Raw genomic sequence first — 19,954 nt, forward strand, 5'->3', positions numbered from 1 at the left:
CGCTCTCTGGGCGCCTATCACCCTCAGGAAGAAAACAATGACAAGAAAGCCCTACGTGCCCCTGTACCTACTCACCTTGACCACCCTGGCCGTTCCGGCTGCCAAGGCGGCCTTTATCGAGGACGGCAAAGCCAACCTGCACCTGCGCAACTACTATTTCAACAACGATTACCGCGACCGCCCCGGCCCTGCCGGCCAGAGCAAGACGGCCGAATGGGCGCAGGGTTTCATGTTCGACTACAAGTCCGGTTTCACCGACGGCACCGTGGGGTTCGGCGTTGACGCCCTCGGCTTGCTGGGCCTACGCCTGGATGGCGGTGCAGGCAATCACCGAGGCAGTTCAATGATTCCGGATGCCAGCGATGGCAGCGCGGTGGACGAATGGAGTCGCCTGGGCTTGACCGGCAAGGTCCGTTTTTCCCAGACCGAGGCACGCTACGGCACGCTGCAACCGAAACTGCCGATTCTGGTGGCCAACGATGGGCGCTTGCTACCGCAGACCTTCGAAGGCGGGATTGTCACCTCGAAAGAAATCGATGGCCTGACCCTGACCGGAGGCCGCCTGGAGCATACCACCGGCCGGGGCTCGACCAACCGCTCAGGCCTGGCCGTGGCGGGGGGTACACGCGAGAGTAATGCGTTTGTGTTTGCCGGGGCCGATTACCAGCTCACCCCCGCCTTGAAGCTGCAATATTACGGCGCCCAGCTGGAGGATTACTATGTCCAGCATTTTGCGGGGCTCGTGCACACCTGGGCCCTGAGCGACAACCAGTCGCTGACCACCGACCTGCGCTACTTCAAGACCGACGCGGATGGACGCAACGACTCAGCCAGCGGGCGCGCGGCAGGGTATCGCGTCACCGGCCTGGGCGATACCGCAGGCAAAATCGACAATGATACCTGGAGTGCCATGTTCACCTACGCCATAGGTGGCCACTCGGTCTTGCTTGGCCATCAGCGGGTCTCGGACAGTGGCAACTTCGTGCAGATCAACCAGGGCAATACAGGCGAAGGCGCAGCTGGCTCGAGCCTGTATCTGTTCACCGACCGGCTGGTGACCAGTTTCACCCGTGCAGGTGAACGCACCACCTTCGGCCAATACAGCTACAATTTTGCGGCATTGGGCATGCCCGGCCTGATTGCCTCGCTCACCTACCTCAAGGGCACGCACATCCGCACCGCTGCCGGCGGTGACGAAAAGGAATGGGAGCGTGACATTGCCCTGGACTATGTGGTGCAGGACGGTGCGCTCAAGGGGCTGGGCTTGAGCTGGCGCAACGGCATGCTGCGCAGTGGGTTGCCCAGCGAGTGGGCACAGGATCAGAACCGGGTGACCGTCAGCTACACCGTGCCGTTGTTCTAGGGCACGGATGTCCGTGTTCAAGCAGCCTTGTGTGTGCTCAGCCTTGTGTGAGAGCGGCCTTGTGTGAGAGCGGCCTTGTGTGGGAGCGGCCTCGCGCCGCGATGGGGCGCGAAGCGGCCCCGCAATTTCAGCGTCGCCGCTAACGTTGCCGGGGCCGCTTTGCGGCCCATCGCGGCGCAAGGGCCGCTCCCACAGGGGCTGCATTAGATCTGCAGGCTTGAGGACCATGAGGGACAACTGCCTTGCTCACCCCCTCAAAGCGTTCGCAGACTGTCAGCCGTGCTGTGCCCCCTCGAACCACGCCAGCTTCTCGCGCAGTTGCACCACCTCGCCCACGATCACCAAGGTAGGCGCATGCACTTCATGGCGTGCAACCAGCGCAGGCAAATCGGCCAAGGTGCCGGTGAACACACGCTGGTTGCGCGTTGTGCCTTGTTGGATCAACGCGGCCGGCGTGCTCGCTGCCCGCCCGTGGCGGATGAGTTCTTCGCAGATGGTCGGCAAGCCGACCAGGCCCATGTAGAACACCAGCGTCTGGGCAGGCGCGACCAAGTCGTCCCAAGGCAGGTTGCTGCTACCGTCCTTCAAGTGCCCGGTGACAAAGCGCACCGACTGGGCGTGATCGCGGTGGGTCAGCGGGATGCCGCCGTAAGCGGCACAACCGCTGGCAGCGGTGATACCCGGCACCACCTGGAACGGGATGTTGTGCTCGGCCAGCTCCTCGATCTCCTCGCCGCCACGGCCGAAGATGAACGGATCACCGCCCTTCAGACGCAGCACGCGCTTGCCTTGCTGGGCAAGGTCCACCAATAGCCGGTTGATCTGATCCTGGGGAACGGCGTGCTCTGCACGACGCTTGCCGACATAAATGCGCTCGGCATCCCGACGGCACATGTCGATGATCGCAGGCGCTACCAGGCGGTCGTACAGCACCACATCGGCCTGCTGCATCAACCGCAGCGCGCGGAACGTCAGCAGATCCGGGTCTCCCGGGCCAGCACCGACCAGGTAGACTTCGCCGCCCTGCTGCACCGGCGCGCCATCGACCATCGCCTGCAGCAATCGCTCGGCCTCTGCGCCCTGCCCGGCCAGTTGGCGTTCGGCAATCGGCCCCTGGAAGACGGTTTCCCAGAAACCCCGGCGCTGGTTTACATCCGGGTACAACGACTTGACCGTGTGCCGGAAACGCGCCGCCAACCCGGCCAACTCACCGTAGGCAGCAGGGATCCAGGCTTCGAGCTTGGCCCGGATCAGGCGTGCCAGGACCGGGGCATCGCCCCCGCTGGACACCGCGATCACCAAAGGCGAGCGGTCGACGATGGCCGGGAAGATGACCGTGCACAATGCCGGCGCATCGACCACGTTGACCGGCAGGCTCAGGGCCTGGGCATCGGCCGATACCTGGGCGTTGAGCCCAGGATCGTCCGTAGCGGCGATCACCAGCCGGCAACCTGTAAGGTCACCCGGCTGGTAACCGCGCACCAGCACCTGGCCACCGCCTTCACGCGCCATGCTGGCCAGCTGGCCATCGATTTCTGGCGCCACCACACGCAGCGCGGCGCCCGCATCAGCCAAAAGACGCGCCTTGCGCAACGCGATCTCGCCACCACCAACCACCAGCACCAAGGCGCCCTGCAGTTTGTGGAACAGCGGCAGGTAGTCCATTTAGCGGATCACCTCAACGCCACCCATATAGGGCTTGAGCACTTCGGGCACCCGGATCGAGCCGTCGGCCTGCTGGTAGTTTTCCAGCACCGCGACCAACGTGCGGCCCACGGCCAAACCGGAACCGTTGAGGGTGTGCACCAGTTCCGGCTTGCCGGTTTCCGGGTTGCGCCAGCGCGCTTGCATGCGGCGGGCCTGGAAGTCGCCGCAGTTGGAGCACGAGCTGATCTCGCGGTATTTGTCCTGGCTGGGCACCCACACTTCCAGGTCAAAGGTCTTGACGGCGCTAAAGCCCATGTCACCGGTGCACAGTGCCAACACGCGGTACGGCAACTCGAGCAGCTGCAGCACACGCTCGGCATTGGCCGTCAGGCCTTCGAGCGCTTCCATCGACTTGCCGGGCTCCACCACCTGCACCATCTCGACCTTGTCGAACTGGTGCTGGCGGATCATGCCGCGCGTGTCTCGGCCCGAAGCACCGGCTTCACTGCGAAAGCACGGCGTGTGCGCCACGAACTTGAGCGGCAGTTGCTTGGCGTCGAGAATTTCCCCAGCCACCAGGTTGGTCAGCGACACCTCGGCGGTCGGGATCAGGTAGAAGTCCGCCTCGCCTTCGCGGGTGATCTTGAACAGGTCTTCCTCGAACTTGGGCAACTGGCCAGTGCCTTGGAGGGCTGGCGCCTGCACCAGGTACGGGGTGTAGTGCTCTTCGTAGCCATGCTCACCGGTGTGCAGGTTGATCATGAACTGCGCCAGTGCGCGGTGCAGGCGTGCGATTGGGCCGCGCAGTACGGCAAAACGCGCGCCAGACAGCTTGGCCGCCGCTTCGAAGTCCAGACCGCCGCTGAGTTCGCCCAGAGCGACGTGGTCCTTGATCTCGAAATCGAACGACTTGGGCGTACCCCAGCGACGCACTTCGACGTTCTCGTCTTCGCTGGCACCGACCGGCACACTGGGATCGGGCAGGTTGGGAATGGTCAGCACGATGCTGTCCAGTTCTGCCTGGATACCGTCCAGCTCGGTTTTGCCGGCGGCCAGCTCATTGGCCATGCGCTCCACATCAGCCATCAGCGGGGCAATGTCCTCGCCCTTGGCCTTGGCCTGGCCGATGGATTTGGAACGGGCATTACGCTCGGCCTGCAGTTGCTCGGTACGGGTCTGCACCGCCTTGCGGCGCTCTTCCAGTGATTCGATGCGCGCGACATCCAGGCTGAAGCCACGGGAGGCCAGGCGATCCGCCACTTCCTGAAGTTGGCCGCGTAACAGTTTGGAATCGAGCATATCGTTCTCTCGTTATGTGTAGGTGTTGGTCAGAATCGAGTAAGGGACAATCCTGCCCAGGTCGCGAGCAGCCCGCCCACGACACTGATGGCCGAATAGCCCAACGCCAGAGGCACCTGCCCGCTTTCCAGCAAGCGTACGGTGTCCAGCGAAAAAGAGGAAAACGTGGTCAGGCCGCCCAGAAACCCCACGATCAAACCAGCCCGCAACTCGGCCGGGACCATGGGTTTGTGCAGAAACAGGCCATACAGCAGGCCGATCAACAAGCAGCCCACCAGGTTGACGGCAAGCGTACCTATATAGAAGTGCCGCGGCCAGTGGGCGACCACCCAATTGCCTGCGGCAAAGCGCAACAGGGTACCGGCGATACCGCCGGCACTGACGGCGGCGATCAGCGTGATCATGGCTTTCTCCGCTGTCGCGGGCTACTGCGATCAAGATCGGCCAAGTGCCGGAGTTTTTCGCCAATCTTGAGCTCGAGCCCGCGCGGCACGGGTTGGTAATACTGGCGTGGCTCCAGCGCTTCGGGAAAGTAGTCTTCACCGGCCGCGTAGGCATCCGGTTCGTCGTGGGCATAGCGATACTCATCGCCGTAACCCAGCTGTTTCATGAGTTTGGTTGGCGCATTGCGCAGGTGCAGCGGCACTTCCAGCGAACCATGCTCGGCCGCCTCGCGCAGGGCGGTCTTGAAACCGACGTAAACGGCGTTGCTCTTCGGGGCGCAGGCAATGTAGGTGATGGCCTGTGCCACTGCCAGCTCACCTTCAGGGCTGCCCAGCCGCTCCTGCACGTCCCAGGCTGCCAGGCACAGGCTCAGGGCGCGGGGGTCGGCGTTACCAATGTCTTCGCTGGCCATGCGCACCACCCGGCGCGCAATGTAGAGGGGGTCGCAGCCGCCATCGAGCATGCGCGCAAACCAGTAGAGCGCCGCGTCAGGGTCCGAACCCCGTACGGATTTATGCAACGCCGATATTTGGTCATAGAATGCTTCCCCGCCCTTGTCGAACCGACGACGGCTGTCTCCCAGCAGGCTTTGCAGCAGATCGACGTCGATCTCACTGCCGTCCTCGGCCAGGTCAGCGGCATTTTCCAGGAAGTTGAGCATGCGCCTTCCGTCACCATCGGCGGCGGCCCTGAGCATGTCGAAGGCCTTGTCGCCAACGCGCAAATGACGTTTGCCTAGCCCCCGCTCCTCGGTGAGGGCGCGGTCTACAAGCTTGCGCAGCGCAGGCTCATCCAGGCTCTTGAGCACGTAGACACGCGCCCGTGACAACAGCGCGTTGTTCAGTTCAAAAGACGGGTTTTCGGTGGTAGCCCCGATGAACAGCAAGGTGCCGTCTTCCACGAAAGGCAGGAAGGCATCCTGCTGAGACTTGTTGAAACGGTGCACTTCGTCGACGAACAGGATGGTACGACGCCCGTACTGGCCGGCCTGCTGCTTGGCCACTTCCACCGCCTGGCGGATTTCCTTCACGCCCGCCAGTACCGCCGACACCGTTTCGAAATGCGCATCGCAAAATTGCGCCAGCAGCCGCGCCAGGGTCGTCTTGCCAACCCCCGGCGGGCCCCAGAAGATCATGGAGTGCAGCGCACCCTGCTCCAGTGCTTCACGCAGCGGTTTACCGCGGGCAAGCAGGTGCTCCTGGCCGACATACTCGTCCAGGTTGGACGGGCGCAGACGGGCGGCCAGGGGCTGGGCGACAGGTTCGCTTCGAAACAGGTCCATGACAGGCTCTGGTTACTCCTTGATGACGTCTGCACCTTTGGGGATGTCGAACTTGAAGGTACTGTCCGCCACCGCCTGATTGGCCTTGACGCCATTGAACAGGATGTTGGTACGCTGGCCAACGCTGTCGATCAGCTGCATGTCATTGATCAGCCCCTTGCGGAACGATACACGCAGCGAGTCGAACAGGGTGTCCTTGGTCTTGGGCTTGAGGGTAAAGTCCATCACATCGCCCTGCTGACGGGAGACGATATCGAAGCTCTGGCTGATCTTCGACACATCACCGGAAAGCAGCAGCGCCGGCGTCTGGTTCAGGCGCACGTCGAGTTTCTTGACGGTAGCCTGCTCGAGGTCCGGGTCCCACAGGGTGACGTTCTTGCCGTCCGATACCACCACCTGCTCCTGGGGCGCATTGGTGTGCCAGTAGAACAGGCCTGGGCGCTTGACCGTCATCTTGCCGGACGTTTCCTGCAGGCTGGTGCCGCCTGCATCCAGGGTCAGCTGGGAGAAATTGGCTTCGATGGTCTGCGACTTTTCCAGCAACTGGGTCAGGCGCTGGACATCCTGCTCGCCGGCGAACGCCGAGACCGGGCCCAGGGCAAGGGCCGAAACCAACAGCATGCGAATAGCGCGCATGGGAATCCTCATTGAGCGTTGAATGGGCCGAGCACCACCGTTGGCGCCCGGCAGGGTGATATCAATCGCGTGGGCCGCCTGGGGCAATCACTTCCCGCGAGCCGTTGCTGTTCATCGGAGTGACCACGCCGGCCATCTCCATGGCTTCGATCATGCGGGCCGCCCGGTTGTAGCCGATCTTGAGCTTGCGCTGCACGGCGGAAATGGACGCGCGGCGGCTCTCGAGCACGAACTGGACAGCTTCGTCGTACAGGGCATCGCTTTCGGAATCGTCGCCATCACCGCCGCCACTGCCACCTTCGAAGCCGCTGCCGGCTTCTTCAACACCGTTGAGGATGTCGTCGTTGTAGTCAGGGGCACCGCGCTGCTTCCACGCCTCGACCACACGGTGCACTTCATCATCGGACACGAATGCGCCGTGGACACGGATCGGCAGGCTGGTGCCAGGCGGCATGTACAGCATGTCACCATGACCCAGCAACTGCTCGGCACCGCCCTGGTCGATGATGGTACGCGAGTCGATCTTGCTCGACACCTGGAACGCCATGCGCGTCGGGATGTTAGCCTTGATCAGGCCGGTGATCACATCCACCGACGGTCGCTGGGTCGCCAGGATCAAGTGGATACCGGCAGCCCGCGCCTTCTGCGCGATGCGCGCGATCAGTTCCTCGACCTTCTTGCCGACGATCATCATCATGTCAGCGAATTCGTCCACCACCACCACGATGGTCGGCAGCGTCTTCAAGGCAGGCGGTTCATCCTCCATGCTTTCGCGGCGATACAGCGGGTCGTGGATGATTTCGCCGGCTTCCTGGGCATCCTTGACCTTGCGGTTGAAGCCGGCCAGGTTGCGCACGCCCATGGCGGCCATCAGTTTGTAGCGCCGCTCCATTTCCGCCACGCTCCAGCGCAGGGCATTGGCCGCGTCCTTCATGTCGGTGACCACGGGGCACAACAAGTGCGGAATGCCTTCGTAGATCGACAATTCGAGCATTTTCGGGTCGATCATGATCAGCCGTGCATCTTCGGGGCTGGATTTGAACAGGATCGACAGGATCATCGCGTTCACGCCCACCGATTTACCCGAGCCGGTCGTACCCGCCACCAGCAAGTGCGGCATCTTCGCAAGGTCGGTGATGACCGGCTTTCCGCCGATATCGTGGCCCAGGGCCAGGGTGACCGGCGACTTCTGTTCGTCGTACTGCGGGGTGGCAAGTACTTCGGAGAAGCGCACCATCTGGCGATTTTCGTTGGGAATCTCGATTCCCACAGTGGTCTTGCCCGGGATCACCTCGACCACCCGCACACTGGTCACGGCGAGCGACCGCGCCAGGTCCTTGGCAAGGTTGGCGATGCGGCTCACCTTCACCCCGGCGGCCGGCTGGATTTCGTACCGGGTAATCACAGGGCCTGGGTGAATGGAGTCCACCGCTACCTCGACACCAAACTCCTTGAGCTTGATTTCCAGCAGTTGACCAACACCAGCCAAGGACTCGGGGGAATACTCGATCTTTTTCTGTTCAGCCGGGTCCAGGATGGAAATCGGCGGCAAGGTGCCTTCCACTGCGCTGTCGATGAATTGCGGCGCCGGGGTTTCTCTGGCGATGCGTTTGACTGGCTCGGGCGCCTTGGCAGCCGAGGGTGGCACGATGTTGGAGATCAGGGCCGGTGCGGCCGCTGGCGCGGGCGCCGAAGGCCGGGCCGGTGCCGGTTCGCGTGTGATCACAGGTTCGCGCTGCACCACCCCTTGCTCACGCGCAACCGGGTCGCGCATCGTCACAGGCTCACCGCCCAGGGTCGGTTCGCGCGGCTCGGGCTGAGCAGGCGCAGGCTCGCGCTTGAACAAGCGTTCGCGCAGTGCAGGCTTGGCCGGCTCACGGGGTTCGGGCGCCACAGGCTTGGCCTTGACGACGGGCTCGTCCTCGCGCAGCTGCGCTTCCAGGCGCTTGCGTTCGTTACGCGCCTCCCACCAGCGCGAGGCCGCGCCCTGCACCAGTTCCAGCAGATCCAGCGTGATCTTGCCGGTCATGTCCATGACCTTGAACCACGACAGGTCGGTGAACACCGTCAGCCCGAACAGGAACAGGGCGATGAACATCAGGGTGCTGCCCTGCACGTTCAGGAAGTTGCGAGCCAGGTCGCCCAGGCTTTCGCCCAGGGCGCCGCCGGCCGAGAACGGGATGCTTGCCGGAGGATGGAAATGGATATGGGCCAGCGCGGCCCCGGACAACACCAGGAATATCAGGCCTATCAACCGCCAGGAGAACAACCAGCCGCTCCAGTCCCAGGGCTGGTGGCGCTGGCGGAAAATCTGCCAGGTCTTGATCGCCAGCAGCAACGGGAAGATGTAGGCAAAATAGCCCAGCACCATGAACAGGATATCGGCGAAATAGGCGCCGGCTCGCCCGGCGGCATTCTGCACCTGGTCGACGGTGGCGGTGTGGCTGAAGGCCGGGTCCGAGGTGTCGTAGGTCAGCAGCGCCATCCACAGGTACAGGCACAGGGCGCCGACAGCGATCAGCGCACCCTCCTTGAGACGGTAGTGCAGCTGCTGCCGCCACAGGGGCACGGGCAAGGGAGCTGGGGTTGCGGTGGATTTCTTCAAAACGCGTCTATTCCTGCGCGTGGTGCGCGTCCAATAGTGATCGGCCAGGGCCGAAGCCAACGGATCACTACTTTTAACATTACTGCCCGCCAGCCGCCATGGCGGCACGCCGTCTGGGGATCTGGCCGGGGGCGACTTTCCAATAGCTGCAATTTGAGCACGCATTGTCTTCTGTGACAAAGGCTTATGCTGTGTTTTTGCACAGGTGTGACAGCAAATGTCGCCGATGGTGCCGGCCATAGCTGCATTGTGTCCGAAATTGCCCAGATCACTGCGAGACACTGCCTACACCGGCCCTGTCCATGGCCCGCAGTTCAGCACGAGCCACCCGATCACTGGCGCAGCGATCAACCACGCAGCGCCCAATCGCGACCTCGAAGCGATTGACCCCATTTGCCCGTCGCGCCATGCTGGCCACCCCCCTCCCCTACCGCATGACCGACCATGTTGACCTGGCTGAAACGCGATTCCTTGACTTTCCCTGCGCTGGACCGCGCCTTGCAAGAGCCCAACGGCCTGCTCGCCGCAGGCGGCGACCTGACGCCCGAGCGGCTTGTCCAGGCTTACCGTCACGGCTGCTTTCCGTGGTACCAGGATGGCCAGCCGATCCTGTGGTGGTCGCCTGACCCGCGCACCGTGCTGGCGCCTGCTCGATTGCATGTGTCGCGTTCGTTGGCCAAATGGATGCGCCAAGGCCGCTACCAGGTCAGCTTCGACACCGACTTCGCCGCAGTCATCGCAGCCTGCGCGGCGCCGCGCGATTACACCAACGGCACCTGGATCACCGACCCCATGCGCATGGCCTACTGTGAACTGCACGCACGCGGTATTGCCCATTCGGTCGAAGTTCGCCAGGACGGTGAGCTGGTGGGCGGCCTGTATGGCCTGGCCATGGGGCAGCTGTTTTTCGGGGAATCCATGTTCAGCCGCGCGGACAATGCTTCGAAGGTTGGCTTTGTGACGCTGGTCCGGCACCTGGAAGCAGCCGGCTTCGTGCTGATCGACTGCCAGATGCAGACCGATCACCTGCTAAGCCTGGGGGCCCACGCTATCAGTCGGCGTGAATTCGCAGACTACCTGGCACGCCACCTCGATCAGCCCAATACTGCCACCTGGGTTTGCTAGGCGCGTTTTCCACACCTGGCTTACACTTAGGCAAAGTCTCACCGAAGGGGTTGACCATGACAGAGTTGGCGCGGTTGAAGTTCTATGCCACTCAACCCCACACCTGCAGCTACCTGCCCGACGAGCAGGCCACCACGTTGTTCCTGGATCCCAGCCAGCCAATGGACGTTAACGTGTATGCCGACCTTTCGGAGATGGGGTTTCGCCGCAGTGGCGATCACCTTTATCGCCCTCATTGCCAGAACTGCAACGCGTGCGTGCCTGCGCGCATACCGCCGGCACGGTTTGTGCCCAGCCGTCAGCAGCGTCGAATTCTCAAGCGCAACGCCGATGTAACGGTGACCGCTGCACGTCCCGCCTTCAAGGAAGAGTATTTCGATCTGTACCGGCGCTACATCGAGGCGCGTCACGCTGATGGGGACATGTATCCACCCAGCCGCGATCAGTTTTCCACGTTTCTGGTTCGCCAATTGCCGTTTTGCTGGTTCTACGAATTTCGCGCCAGCGGCCGGCTGCTGGCAGTCGCCGTCTGCGACCTGCTGCCCAATGGCCTGTCTGCCGTGTACACCTTCTACGAGCCTGATGAAGAGCGCCGCAGTCTGGGCCGGTTTGCCATCCTCTGGCAGATTGGCGAGGCGTTGCGACTTGATCTGGACGGCGTTTATCTCGGCTACTGGATCAAGAACTGCAAGAAAATGAACTACAAGACGCAGTATCGGCCTATCGAGTTGTTGATAAACCAGCGTTGGGTTGCCCTCAACTGAAAGCATTGGCTTGACACACAGTTTTCGGGCATAATCCACGCCACTTTTTTGCCCGGTGCGGTTATGCGTCGGGCCAACACTGGATCCGAGGGCTCTACTGCATGTCGAAAGAAGACAGCTTCGAAATGGAAGGCACTGTCGTCGACACCCTGCCCAACACCATGTTCCGCGTGGAGTTGGAAAACGGGCACGTCGTAACCGCGCACATCTCCGGAAAGATGCGCAAGAACTACATCCGTATTCTCACTGGCGACAAGGTTCGCGTCGAACTGACGCCGTATGACCTGAGCAAGGGCCGCATCACGTACCGTGCGCGCTAAGCTCCAGCCATGAAAAAGCCCGGCATGTGCCGGGCTTTTTTGTGCCTGTGTGGATAAGGAAGGGGCCGCATGCGGCCCCTGAGGCTTAGGCCACCTCGGCAGTGGTCTCGTAGTCGAAGACCAGTTCGCCATCGCGCAGGTCCACGTGCACCACACCGCCGTGCTCGGCCAATTCGCCGAACAAAATCTCCTCGGCCAAGGGCCGCTTGATCTTGTCCTGAATCAGTCGACCCATCGGCCGCGCCCCCATCTGCACGTCGTAGCCCGACACCGCCAGCCAGCCACGCGCCGCGTCGCTGACCTCCAGAAGCACGCGCTTGTCCTCAAGTTGCGCCTGCAGCTCGATGAGGAACTTGTCGACGATACTCTTGATGGTCTCGGTGCTCAGGCGGCCGAACTGGATGATGGTATCCAGGCGGTTGCGGAACTCCGGTGTGAAGCTCTTGCGGATGACTTCCATGGCATCGGACGCATGGTCCTGGTGGGTAAAGCCGATGGACGCCCGCGCAGCGGTTTCAGCACCCGCGTTGGTGGTCATGATCAGGATCACGTTGCGGAAGTCCGCCTTGCGCCCGTTGTTGTCGGTCAGGGTACCGTGGTCCATGACCTGCAGCAGCAGGTTGAAGACTTCCGGGTGGGCCTTCTCGATCTCATCGAGCAGCAACACGCAGTGCGGCTGCTTGGTGATGGCCTCGGTCAACAGACCGCCCTGGTCGAACCCGACGTAGCCAGGTGGCGCACCGATCAGGCGCGACACGGTGTGACGCTCCATGTATTCGGACATGTCGAATCGCACCAACTCGACCCCCAGTGCCTTGGCCAACTGACGCGCTGCCTCGGTCTTGCCCACACCGGTAGGGCCGGCGAACAGGAACGAACCCACAGGCTTGTCAGGCGACTTGAGCCCTGCACGCGACAGCTTGATGGCGGTCGCGAGCGAATCGATGGCTGCGTCCTGACCGAATACCGTCAGCTTCAGATCCCGCTCCAGGTTACGCAGCAACTCCTTGTCGGAACTGGTGACATGCTTGGGTGGAATACGGGCGATCTTGGCGACGATGTCCTCGACTTGAGGAACGTCGATCCGCTTCACGCGATTGGCCTCAGGCTGCAGGCGCTGGTAGGCGCCGGCTTCGTCGATGACGTCGATGGCCTTGTCGGGCATGTGCCGGTCATTGATGTAGCGCGAGGCCAGCTCCGCCGCTGCGCGCAGCGCTTCGTCGCTGTACTCGATGTTGTGGTGGCTTTCGAAACGCCCTTTCAGGCCGCGCAGGATACCAACGGTGTCCTCCACGGAAGGCTCGCTCACATCGACCTTCTGGAAGCGCCGTGCCAGCGCCCGGTCCTTCTCGAAAATCCCGCGGAATTCCTGAAACGTGGTGGAACCGATGCAGCGGATTTCGCCCGACGACAACAACGGCTTGAGCAGGTTGGAGGCATCCATGACGCCGCCAGACGCTGCGCCGGCACCAATGATGGTATGGATTTCGTCGATGAACAGGATGGCCTGTGGCCGCTTGCGCAGCTCACCGAGCAGCGCCTTGAAGCGCTTCTCGAAGTCGCCGCGGTATTTGGTACCGGCCAGCAAAGCACCCAGGTCAAGGGAATAGACCACGCTCTGAGCCAGCAGATCAGGCACCTGGCCGTCGACAATACGCTTGGCCAGGCCCTCGGCAATGGCAGTTTTGCCCACGCCGGCCTCACCTACCAGCAGGGGATTGTTCTTGCGGCGCCGAGCCAGGATTTGCGCCACGCGCTCGACTTCCTGTTCGCGCCCAACCAACGGGTCGATACGCCCGGCGCGGGCCAACTCGTTGAGGTTGCTGGCGTAGGCGTCCAGTGGATTGCTCGAAGAGGTGGTTTCACCGCCCTCATCGTCCGGCATTTCCTGGTCGCTGTCCGAATGCGGCCCATGGCCGGGCACCTTGGAGATGCCATGGGCGATGTAGTTGACCACATCGATGCGGGCCACGCTCTGCTGCTTGAGCAGGAACACGGCCTGGCTTTCCTGTTCGCTGAAGATCGCCACCAGCACATTGGCACCGGTGACCTCGCGCTTGCCGGAGCTCTGCACATGGAACACCGCACGCTGCAGCACACGCTGGAAGCCCAGGGTGGGCTGCGTCTCGCGGTCTTCGTCGCTAACGGGAATCAAAGGGGTCGTAGAATCGATGAACTCTTGCAGGTCATGCTTGAGCTTGTCGAGATTGGCGCCACAGGCGCGCAGAACGGTCGCGGCAGCCTCATTGTCAAGGAGGGCCAGCAGCAGATGCTCGACCGTCATGAACTCATGACGCTTCGAACGGGCCTCCTTGAAGGCAAGATTGAGGGTGACTTCGAGCTCGCGGTTTAACATAGCTTCACCTCATACCCAAGTGGTCGGCGATTAACCGTCCTTCTCGATTTCACAGAGTAGCGGATGCTGGCTTTCCCTGGCGTATTGGTTGACCTGCATGGCCTTCGTTTCGGCGATGTCGCGGGTAAACAATCCGCACACTGCCCGCCCCTCGGTATGGACGGTCAGCATGATCTTGGTCGCCAGCTCGCGGTTCAGATTGAAGAACGTTTCGAGCACTTCGACGACGAAATCCATCGGCGTGTAGTCATCGTTGAACAAAACCACCTTGTACATAGGTGGCGCCTGCAGGATCGGCTTGGCTTCCTGAACCGCCAGACCAGCGCCATCGTCCTCGTTGGATTGAGGGCGATCCTGATTGAATGTTAGTCGAATCTGGCTGTGTGCATGCATGGAAAGAATTTCATCACATCGACAGGATAAGGTTATGGGTTGACCCTGCAGCAAGCGGTACGGCCTGGCCGCTGCATGACCTTGACTATCGGCAGAACGGTGTTACAACCAATAGGAACACACCGTGGTCAATAAAGATCCGCGCAGCCAACCCGATTTTTTCCGAAGGTTCGTATGCGGATGACGTGGATGATACTCCAGTGATGGAGTCCTTGCAGAGGGACATAGGGATGGCAAGCGGTAAAGTCAAGTGGTTCAACAACGCCAAAGGGTATGGATTCGTGGTCGAGGATGGCAAGAGCGAAGACCTCTTTGCCCATTTTTCCGCGATCCAGATGGATGGCTACAAGACACTCAAGGCCGGGCAGTCCGTTCAGTTCGATGTCATCCAGGGCCCGAAGGGCCTGCATGCTATCAACATCCGTACCCAGGAAGCCGCGCCGGCGCTGTCACATGACGCGACGCCGGTAGTCAGTACTGTGGGTGCGTGACGCCCGTATTTCCATTCTCTGAGTACCGTACGCACGATGACCACCAGCGTGCGGCGTATCTGTACGCATGAAGTTACAACTTCGTCATCCAGACTACCCTTAGCGCCTGCACGGGCTGTGATGCTGCTCCGTGCGACAACCGGTCACATTGTCGCTACGTCTTTGGTCTTATAAATGGGCCGATATCACTCAGTCTTGATGATTAGGCTGATTGGTTTGATATACTGCCCCGCGACCGCAGGGTCACCGGGGCGATCCCTAGGAAAATGCGGACCGTCCCAGGCCATCTCAGGCCACTAAGCCCGGGTTGTTACCGCAGCTCGGCACTTGACGCTCGACTGATGCATCCACCATCACAGCTCGCAGCCTCTCGACTTTCCGCCCATGGCGCTGCCAGGGCGGTGCGCCTACCCGGTGCACCACGAGACTCGAGCACGCTCAGCACACAGAGAGTTAGCCCGCATGCCCACCCGTTCCAAGATCATCTATACCTTCACCGACGAAGCTCCTGCCCTCGCCACCTACTCGCTGCTGCCGATCATCGAAGCCTTCACCGCTTGCGCTGACATTGCCGTCGAAACCCGCGACATCTCCCTGGCAGGCCGTATTCTTGCAGCCTTCCCGGAGCAACTCGGCGCAGAGAAACAGGTAGGCGATCACCTGGCGGAACTGGGCCAGCTGGCCACCACCCCTGAAGCCAACATCATCAAGTTGCCCAACATCAGCGCCTCGGTCCCGCAGCTCAAGGCTGCAATCAAGGAGCTGCAAGGCAAGGGCTTCAACATCCCGGACTACACCGACGAACCGGCTACCGCCGAGGAAAAGGAATCGCGCGCCCGCTACGACCGCATCAAGGGTTCGGCCGTGAACCCGGTCCTGCGCGAAGGCAACTCCGACCGCCGCGCACCGCTGTCGGTCAAGAACTACGCACGCAAGCACCCTCACAAGATGGGCGCCTGGGCGGCCGACTCCAAGTCGCACGTGGCTCACATGAGCCAGGGCGACTTCTACGGCAGCGAGAAGGCTGCACTGATCGAGGCTGACGACAGCCTGCGCATCGAGCTGGTCGGCGCCGACGGCACCACCACCGTTCTGAAAGAAAAAACCGCCGTCAAGGCAGCTGAGATCATCGACTGCGCCACCATGAGCCGCAAGGCCCTCAAGGCCTTCGTCGCCGAGCAGATCGCCGATGCCAAGGCATCGGGCGTGCTGCTGTCGGTGCATCTGAAAGCGACCATGATGAAGGTTTCCGACCCGATCATGTTCGGCGTCATCGTCGAAGAATTCTATAACGATGTACTGGCCAAGCACGCTTCCGCCCTGGCCGACGTAGGCTTCAATGCCAACAACGGCATCGGCGACCTTTACGCCCGCATCAAGGACCTGCCAGCGGAGAAGCAGGCCGAAATCGAAGCCGACATCCAGGCCCTGTACGCCGAGCGCCCTGCCCTGGCGATGGTCAACTCCGATAAAGGCATCACCAACCTGCACGTGCCAAGCGACGTGATCGTCGACGCCTCGATGCCGGCCATGATCCGTGATTCGGGCAAGATGTGGAACAGCGCAGGCGAGCTGCAGGACGCCAAGGCGATCATCCCTGACCGCTGCTACGCGGGCATCTACCAGGCCACCATCGAAGACTGCAAGGCCAATGGCGCCTTCGACCCTACCACCATGGGCAGCGTGCCGAACGTTGGCCTGATGGCGCAGAAAGCCGAAGAATACGGCTCCCACGACAAGACCTTCCAGATCAAGACCGATGGCGTCGTGCGCGTTGTCGACACCAAGGGCAACCTGGTGCTGGAACAGCAGGTCGAAGCGGGCGACATCTTCCGCATGTGCCAGGTCAAGGATGCGCCGATCCAGGATTGGGTCAAGCTGGCTGTCAACCGCGCCCGCCTGAGCGATACCCCGGCCGTGTTCTGGCTGGACCCGGCTCGCGCCCACGACAGCGCCATGATCGAGAAGGTGCAGACCTACCTCAAGGACCACGACACGTCCGGCCTTGATATCCGCATCATGCCCCCGGTCGAGGCCATCAAGTTCTCCCTGGCCCGCATCCGCGAAGGCAAGGACACCATCTCGGTGACCGGCAACGTGCTGCGCGACTACCTCACCGACCTGTTCCCGATCATGGAACTGGGCACGAGCGCCAAGATGCTGTCGATCGTGCCGCTGATGAATGGCGGCGGTCTGTTCGAAACCGGCGCTGGCGGCTCGGCACCCAAGCACGTGCAGCAGTTGGTGGAAGAGAACTTCCTGCGCTGGGACTCGCTGGGTGAATTCCTGGCCCTGGCCGCATCCCTGGAGCACCTGGGCAACACCTACGACAACCCACGCGCCAAGGTGCTGGCCCAGACCCTGGATCAGGCGACCGGCAAGTTCCTGGACACCAACAAGTCGCCTTCGCGCAAGGTCGGCGGCATCGACAACCGCGGCAGCCATTTCTACCTGACCCTGTACTGGGCACAAGCACTGGCAGCCCAGGATGACGATGCGGCCCTGAAAGCTCGCTTCGCTCCGCTGGCCAAAGCCTTGAGCGACAACGAAGAAAAAATCGTTGCCGAACTCAACGCTGTCCAGGGCAAGCCAGTGGACATCGGTGGCTACTACGCCCCTGACGCCGACCTGACTGCCAAGGTCATGCGCCCAAGCCAGACCCTGAACAGCGCCATCGCTGCCCTGTAAGGCTCGCTTGACGTAACCCACGAACCCCGGCCACGCACCGGGGTTCGTGCTTTCTGGGCCGCAGAACGGCCAACTCGCTCACCCTGGAGCATTGCATGACCTGGCACCCCCATATCACCGTCGCCACCGTTGTCGAAGACAACGGCAGGTTTCTGTTTGTCGAAGAGTTCAAGGCCGGGAAACATGTTTTCAACCAGCCTGCCGGTCACCTGGAATCCAATGAAACCCTGGCCCAGGCGGCGCTGCGTGAAACCCTGGAAGAAACGGCTTGGGAAGTCGAGCTGACCGGACTGGTTGGCATCTACCTGTATACGGCCCCGAGCAACGGCGTGACCTACCAGCGCATCTGCTTTGCCGCCCGCCCGGTCCGTCATCGGGTCGACAGCCCCCTGGACAGCGATATCGAGCGCGCCTTGTGGCTGACGCGTGACGAGCTGCTCGCCGACCCCGCGCGCTGGCGCAGTGAACTGGTGCCACGCTGCCTTGACGACTACCTGCAAGGCCCGCTGCATAGCCTCGACCTGCTGCGCGACTGACGCGCCGCTGCGGGTTTGGTAGTATCGGCGTTTTTCCTCTTGATCTACATCGGTAACCATGACCAGCCCAGCACTCAAAGACCCCGCCAAGACCCGCGTCATCGTCGGCATGTCCGGCGGCGTGGACTCTTCCGTCTCCGCCCTTCTGCTCATGGAGCAGGGCTACCAGGTGGAAGGGCTGTTCATGAAGAACTGGGAAGAGGACGACGGCACCGAATACTGCACTGCCCGTGAAGACTTGGCAGATGCCCAGGCTGTTTGCGACCGCATCGGCATCACCCTGCACACCGCCAATTTCGCGGCCGAGTACTGGGACAACGTGTTCGAGCACTTCCTTGAGGAATACAAGGCCGGCCGCACCCCGAACCCCGACATCCTCTGCAACCGCGAGATCAAGTTCAAGGCCTTCCTGGACTACGCCCTGTCCCTGGGCGCCGACCTGATCGCCACCGGTCACTATGTGCGCCGCCGCGACACGGGCGAGCTGACCCAATTGCTCAAAGGCCTGGACCCGAACAAGGACCAGAGCTATTTCCTGCATGCCGTGGGCGGCAAGGAAATCGCCCGCACCTTGTTCCCGGTGGGTGAGTTGGAAAAACCCGAGGTGCGCGCCATTGCCGAGAAACACGGCCTGGCCACAGCCAAGAAGAAAGACTCCACCGGCATCTGCTTCATCGGTGAGCGGCGTTTCAGCGACTTCCTCAAGCAGTACCTGCCGGCCCAACCCGGCGACATCGAAACCACCGACGGTGACGTGATCGGTCGCCATCATGGCCTCATGTACCACACCATTGGCCAGCGCCAGGGCCTGGGTATCGGCGGTCTGAAGGATGCCGGGGACGAGCCTTGGTATGTACTGCACAAGGACCTGACCCGCAATGTGCTCGTGGTCGGCCAAGGCAATGAACACCCTTGGTTGTTCTCCCGCGCCCTGCTGGCTTCCGAAATCTTCTGGGTGAACCCGGTCGACCTCGACAGCCCACGCCAGCTCACTGCCAAGGTTCGCTACCGACAACACGACCAGCAGTGCACCCTTCACCGCACGGCCACTGGTTATCGGGCCGTGTTCGATGAGCCGCAGCGCGCCGTTACGCCTGGCCAGTCGGTGGTGTTCTATGACGGCGAGGTCTGCCTGGGCGGCGGTGTGATCGAAGCAGCCGAGCCCTGGAGCCCACGCTCGTGAACCGCGTGCAGGAACAGTTGATCGCGCTGGGTGGCGTGTTCCAGGCGGCCGTGCTGGTGGACCGCATCGCCCGTACCGGGCAGGCCAGCGAAGCCGATATCGGCTGCATGCTGGGCAGCCTGCTGGTGCGCGACCCCAAGGATACGCTGGAGGTATTCGGTGGCGACGACCTGAACTTGCGCGACGGTTACCGCGCACTGGTCGGGGCGCTGGAGCGCGACCCCAGCAGCCTGCAGCGCGAGCCTTTGCGTTATGCCTTGTCAATGCTGGGCCTGGAGCGGCAGTTGAACAAGCGCGGCGACCTGCTCGAGACCATCGGCAACCGCCTGCCGCAGATCCAGTCCCAGGCCGATCACTTCGGCCTGGCGCACGAGAACGTCATCGCGTCGAGCGGCGCGCTGTACCAGGACACCTTGAGCACCTTGCGTCAGCGCATCCAGGTGCACGGCGACATGCGCTTCCTGCAACAGCCCAACAACGCCTCCAAGATCCGTGCGTTGCTCCTGGCCGGTATCCGCGCTGCACGGCTATGGCGTCAGCTGGGCGGGCACCGCTGGCAATTGGTGTTCAGCCGGCGCAAATTGCTCAACGAGCTTTACGACATGATGCGCACAGCGCCCTGAAACCGGCGCGCAAACGCTCTGATGCGCAGACGCAAACGCTCCTGGCTGACCACACGCCTTATAGGGGGGCCTTGTGCCCCGATGGGCTGCACGGCAGCCCCAGCGCGCGCTGATAGCGATGAGTTTATGCCGGCGTCCCCGCTACCGAATCGGTGCAGCGCCCGCTCAGCAAACCGAGCAGATTCAAGCAACCTTTGGT

General features: G+C 62.1%; 17 protein-coding genes. 9 read left to right on the top strand and 8 right to left on the bottom strand.

The features are described 5' to 3' along the window. Positions 1–37: 37 nt before the first annotated feature. Positions 38–1,363, top strand: coding sequence for an OprD family porin (locus CWR53_RS13800; RefSeq protein ID WP_058603458.1), 1,326 nt, complete (start codon positions 38–40; stop codon positions 1,361–1,363). A 273-nt stretch (positions 1,364–1,636) separates the two neighbouring features. Here the strand turns inward: CWR53_RS13800 and cysG are convergent, their stop codons facing one another. The 6 genes from cysG to CWR53_RS13830 all read right to left on the bottom strand — a co-directional run bounded on the left by cysG (position 1,637) and on the right by CWR53_RS13830 (position 9,324). Then, a complete protein-coding gene (cysG, locus tag CWR53_RS13805) occupies positions 1,637–3,028 on the bottom strand; it encodes a siroheme synthase CysG (RefSeq protein ID WP_028686533.1) in 1,392 nt (463 codons plus the stop codon). Next, on the bottom strand, positions 3,029–4,309 hold the full coding sequence (gene serS, locus CWR53_RS13810; RefSeq protein ID WP_100851866.1) for a serine--tRNA ligase: 1,281 nt from the start codon (positions 4,307–4,309) through the stop codon (positions 3,029–3,031). A 29-nt stretch (positions 4,310–4,338) separates the two neighbouring features. Then, positions 4,339–4,713, bottom strand: coding sequence for a fluoride efflux transporter CrcB (crcB, locus tag CWR53_RS13815; RefSeq protein ID WP_027916182.1), 375 nt, complete (start codon positions 4,711–4,713; stop codon positions 4,339–4,341). Next, positions 4,710–6,035 (bottom strand): replication-associated recombination protein A, encoded by a 1,326-nt coding sequence (locus CWR53_RS13820; RefSeq protein ID WP_058603461.1) that lies wholly within the window; start codon positions 6,033–6,035, stop codon positions 4,710–4,712. Before CWR53_RS13820 ends, crcB begins: the two co-directional genes overlap by 4 nt. A 12-nt stretch (positions 6,036–6,047) precedes the next feature. Then, the gene (gene lolA / locus CWR53_RS13825; protein ID WP_058603462.1) at positions 6,048–6,671 is read right to left on the bottom strand and encodes an outer membrane lipoprotein chaperone LolA; all 624 of its coding nucleotides are present in this window, start codon (positions 6,669–6,671) and stop codon (positions 6,048–6,050) included. Positions 6,672–6,732: 61 nt separating this feature from the next. Next, positions 6,733–9,324: a DNA translocase FtsK gene (locus CWR53_RS13830; protein WP_375335499.1), complete on the bottom strand. Its 2,592-nt coding sequence runs from the start codon at positions 9,322–9,324 to the stop codon at positions 6,733–6,735. A 396-nt stretch (positions 9,325–9,720) separates the two neighbouring features. Between CWR53_RS13830 and aat the strand changes: the two genes are divergently transcribed. The 3 genes from aat to infA all read left to right on the top strand — a co-directional run bounded on the left by aat (position 9,721) and on the right by infA (position 11,485). Further along, positions 9,721–10,401, top strand: coding sequence for a leucyl/phenylalanyl-tRNA--protein transferase (gene aat / locus CWR53_RS13835; protein ID WP_100851867.1), 681 nt, complete (start codon positions 9,721–9,723; stop codon positions 10,399–10,401). 56 nt (positions 10,402–10,457) lie between these two features. Beyond that, complete coding sequence (locus CWR53_RS13840; RefSeq protein WP_058603464.1) at positions 10,458–11,165, top strand: arginyltransferase; 708 nt, start codon at positions 10,458–10,460, stop codon at positions 11,163–11,165. A gap of 101 nt (positions 11,166–11,266) precedes the next feature. Next, a complete protein-coding gene (infA, locus tag CWR53_RS13845; protein ID WP_002553999.1) occupies positions 11,267–11,485 on the top strand; it encodes a translation initiation factor IF-1 in 219 nt (72 codons plus the stop codon). A gap of 85 nt (positions 11,486–11,570) precedes the next feature. Here infA and clpA read toward each other — a convergent pair whose 3' ends face one another. After that, complete coding sequence (gene clpA, locus CWR53_RS13850; RefSeq protein WP_058603465.1) at positions 11,571–13,841, bottom strand: ATP-dependent Clp protease ATP-binding subunit ClpA; 2,271 nt, start codon at positions 13,839–13,841, stop codon at positions 11,571–11,573. Between the two features lie 30 nt (positions 13,842–13,871). Further along, positions 13,872–14,234 (bottom strand): ATP-dependent Clp protease adapter ClpS, encoded by a 363-nt coding sequence (clpS, locus tag CWR53_RS13855; protein WP_023534830.1) that lies wholly within the window; start codon positions 14,232–14,234, stop codon positions 13,872–13,874. Positions 14,235–14,464: 230 nt separating this feature from the next. On the opposite strand from clpS, the gene cspD reads away from it, so the two are divergent. The 5 genes from cspD (at position 14,465) to hflD (ending at position 19,755) form a co-directional block, all read left to right on the top strand. After that, the gene (gene cspD, locus CWR53_RS13860) at positions 14,465–14,725 is read left to right on the top strand and encodes a cold shock domain-containing protein CspD (RefSeq protein WP_138031825.1); all 261 of its coding nucleotides are present in this window, start codon (positions 14,465–14,467) and stop codon (positions 14,723–14,725) included. Between the two features lie 462 nt (positions 14,726–15,187). Next, positions 15,188–17,413, top strand: a complete 2,226-nt coding sequence (locus CWR53_RS13865) for an NADP-dependent isocitrate dehydrogenase (protein WP_100851868.1) — start codon at positions 15,188–15,190, stop codon at positions 17,411–17,413. 95 nt (positions 17,414–17,508) lie between these two features. Continuing rightward, positions 17,509–17,949, top strand: coding sequence for an NUDIX hydrolase (locus tag CWR53_RS13870; RefSeq protein ID WP_100851869.1), 441 nt, complete (start codon positions 17,509–17,511; stop codon positions 17,947–17,949). 58 nt (positions 17,950–18,007) lie between these two features. Further along, positions 18,008–19,132, top strand: a complete 1,125-nt coding sequence (gene mnmA, locus CWR53_RS13875) for a tRNA 2-thiouridine(34) synthase MnmA (protein ID WP_058603469.1) — start codon at positions 18,008–18,010, stop codon at positions 19,130–19,132. Next, a complete protein-coding gene (gene hflD, locus CWR53_RS13880) occupies positions 19,129–19,755 on the top strand; it encodes a high frequency lysogenization protein HflD (protein ID WP_058603470.1) in 627 nt (208 codons plus the stop codon). Before mnmA ends, hflD begins: the two co-directional genes overlap by 4 nt. Positions 19,756–19,954: the final 199 nt, after the last annotated feature.

It is taken from the genome of Pseudomonas sp. SGAir0191 (genome assembly GCF_002812565.2).
In the GTDB taxonomy this organism is placed as follows: Bacteria; Pseudomonadota; Gammaproteobacteria; order Pseudomonadales; family Pseudomonadaceae; genus Aquipseudomonas; species Aquipseudomonas parafulva_B.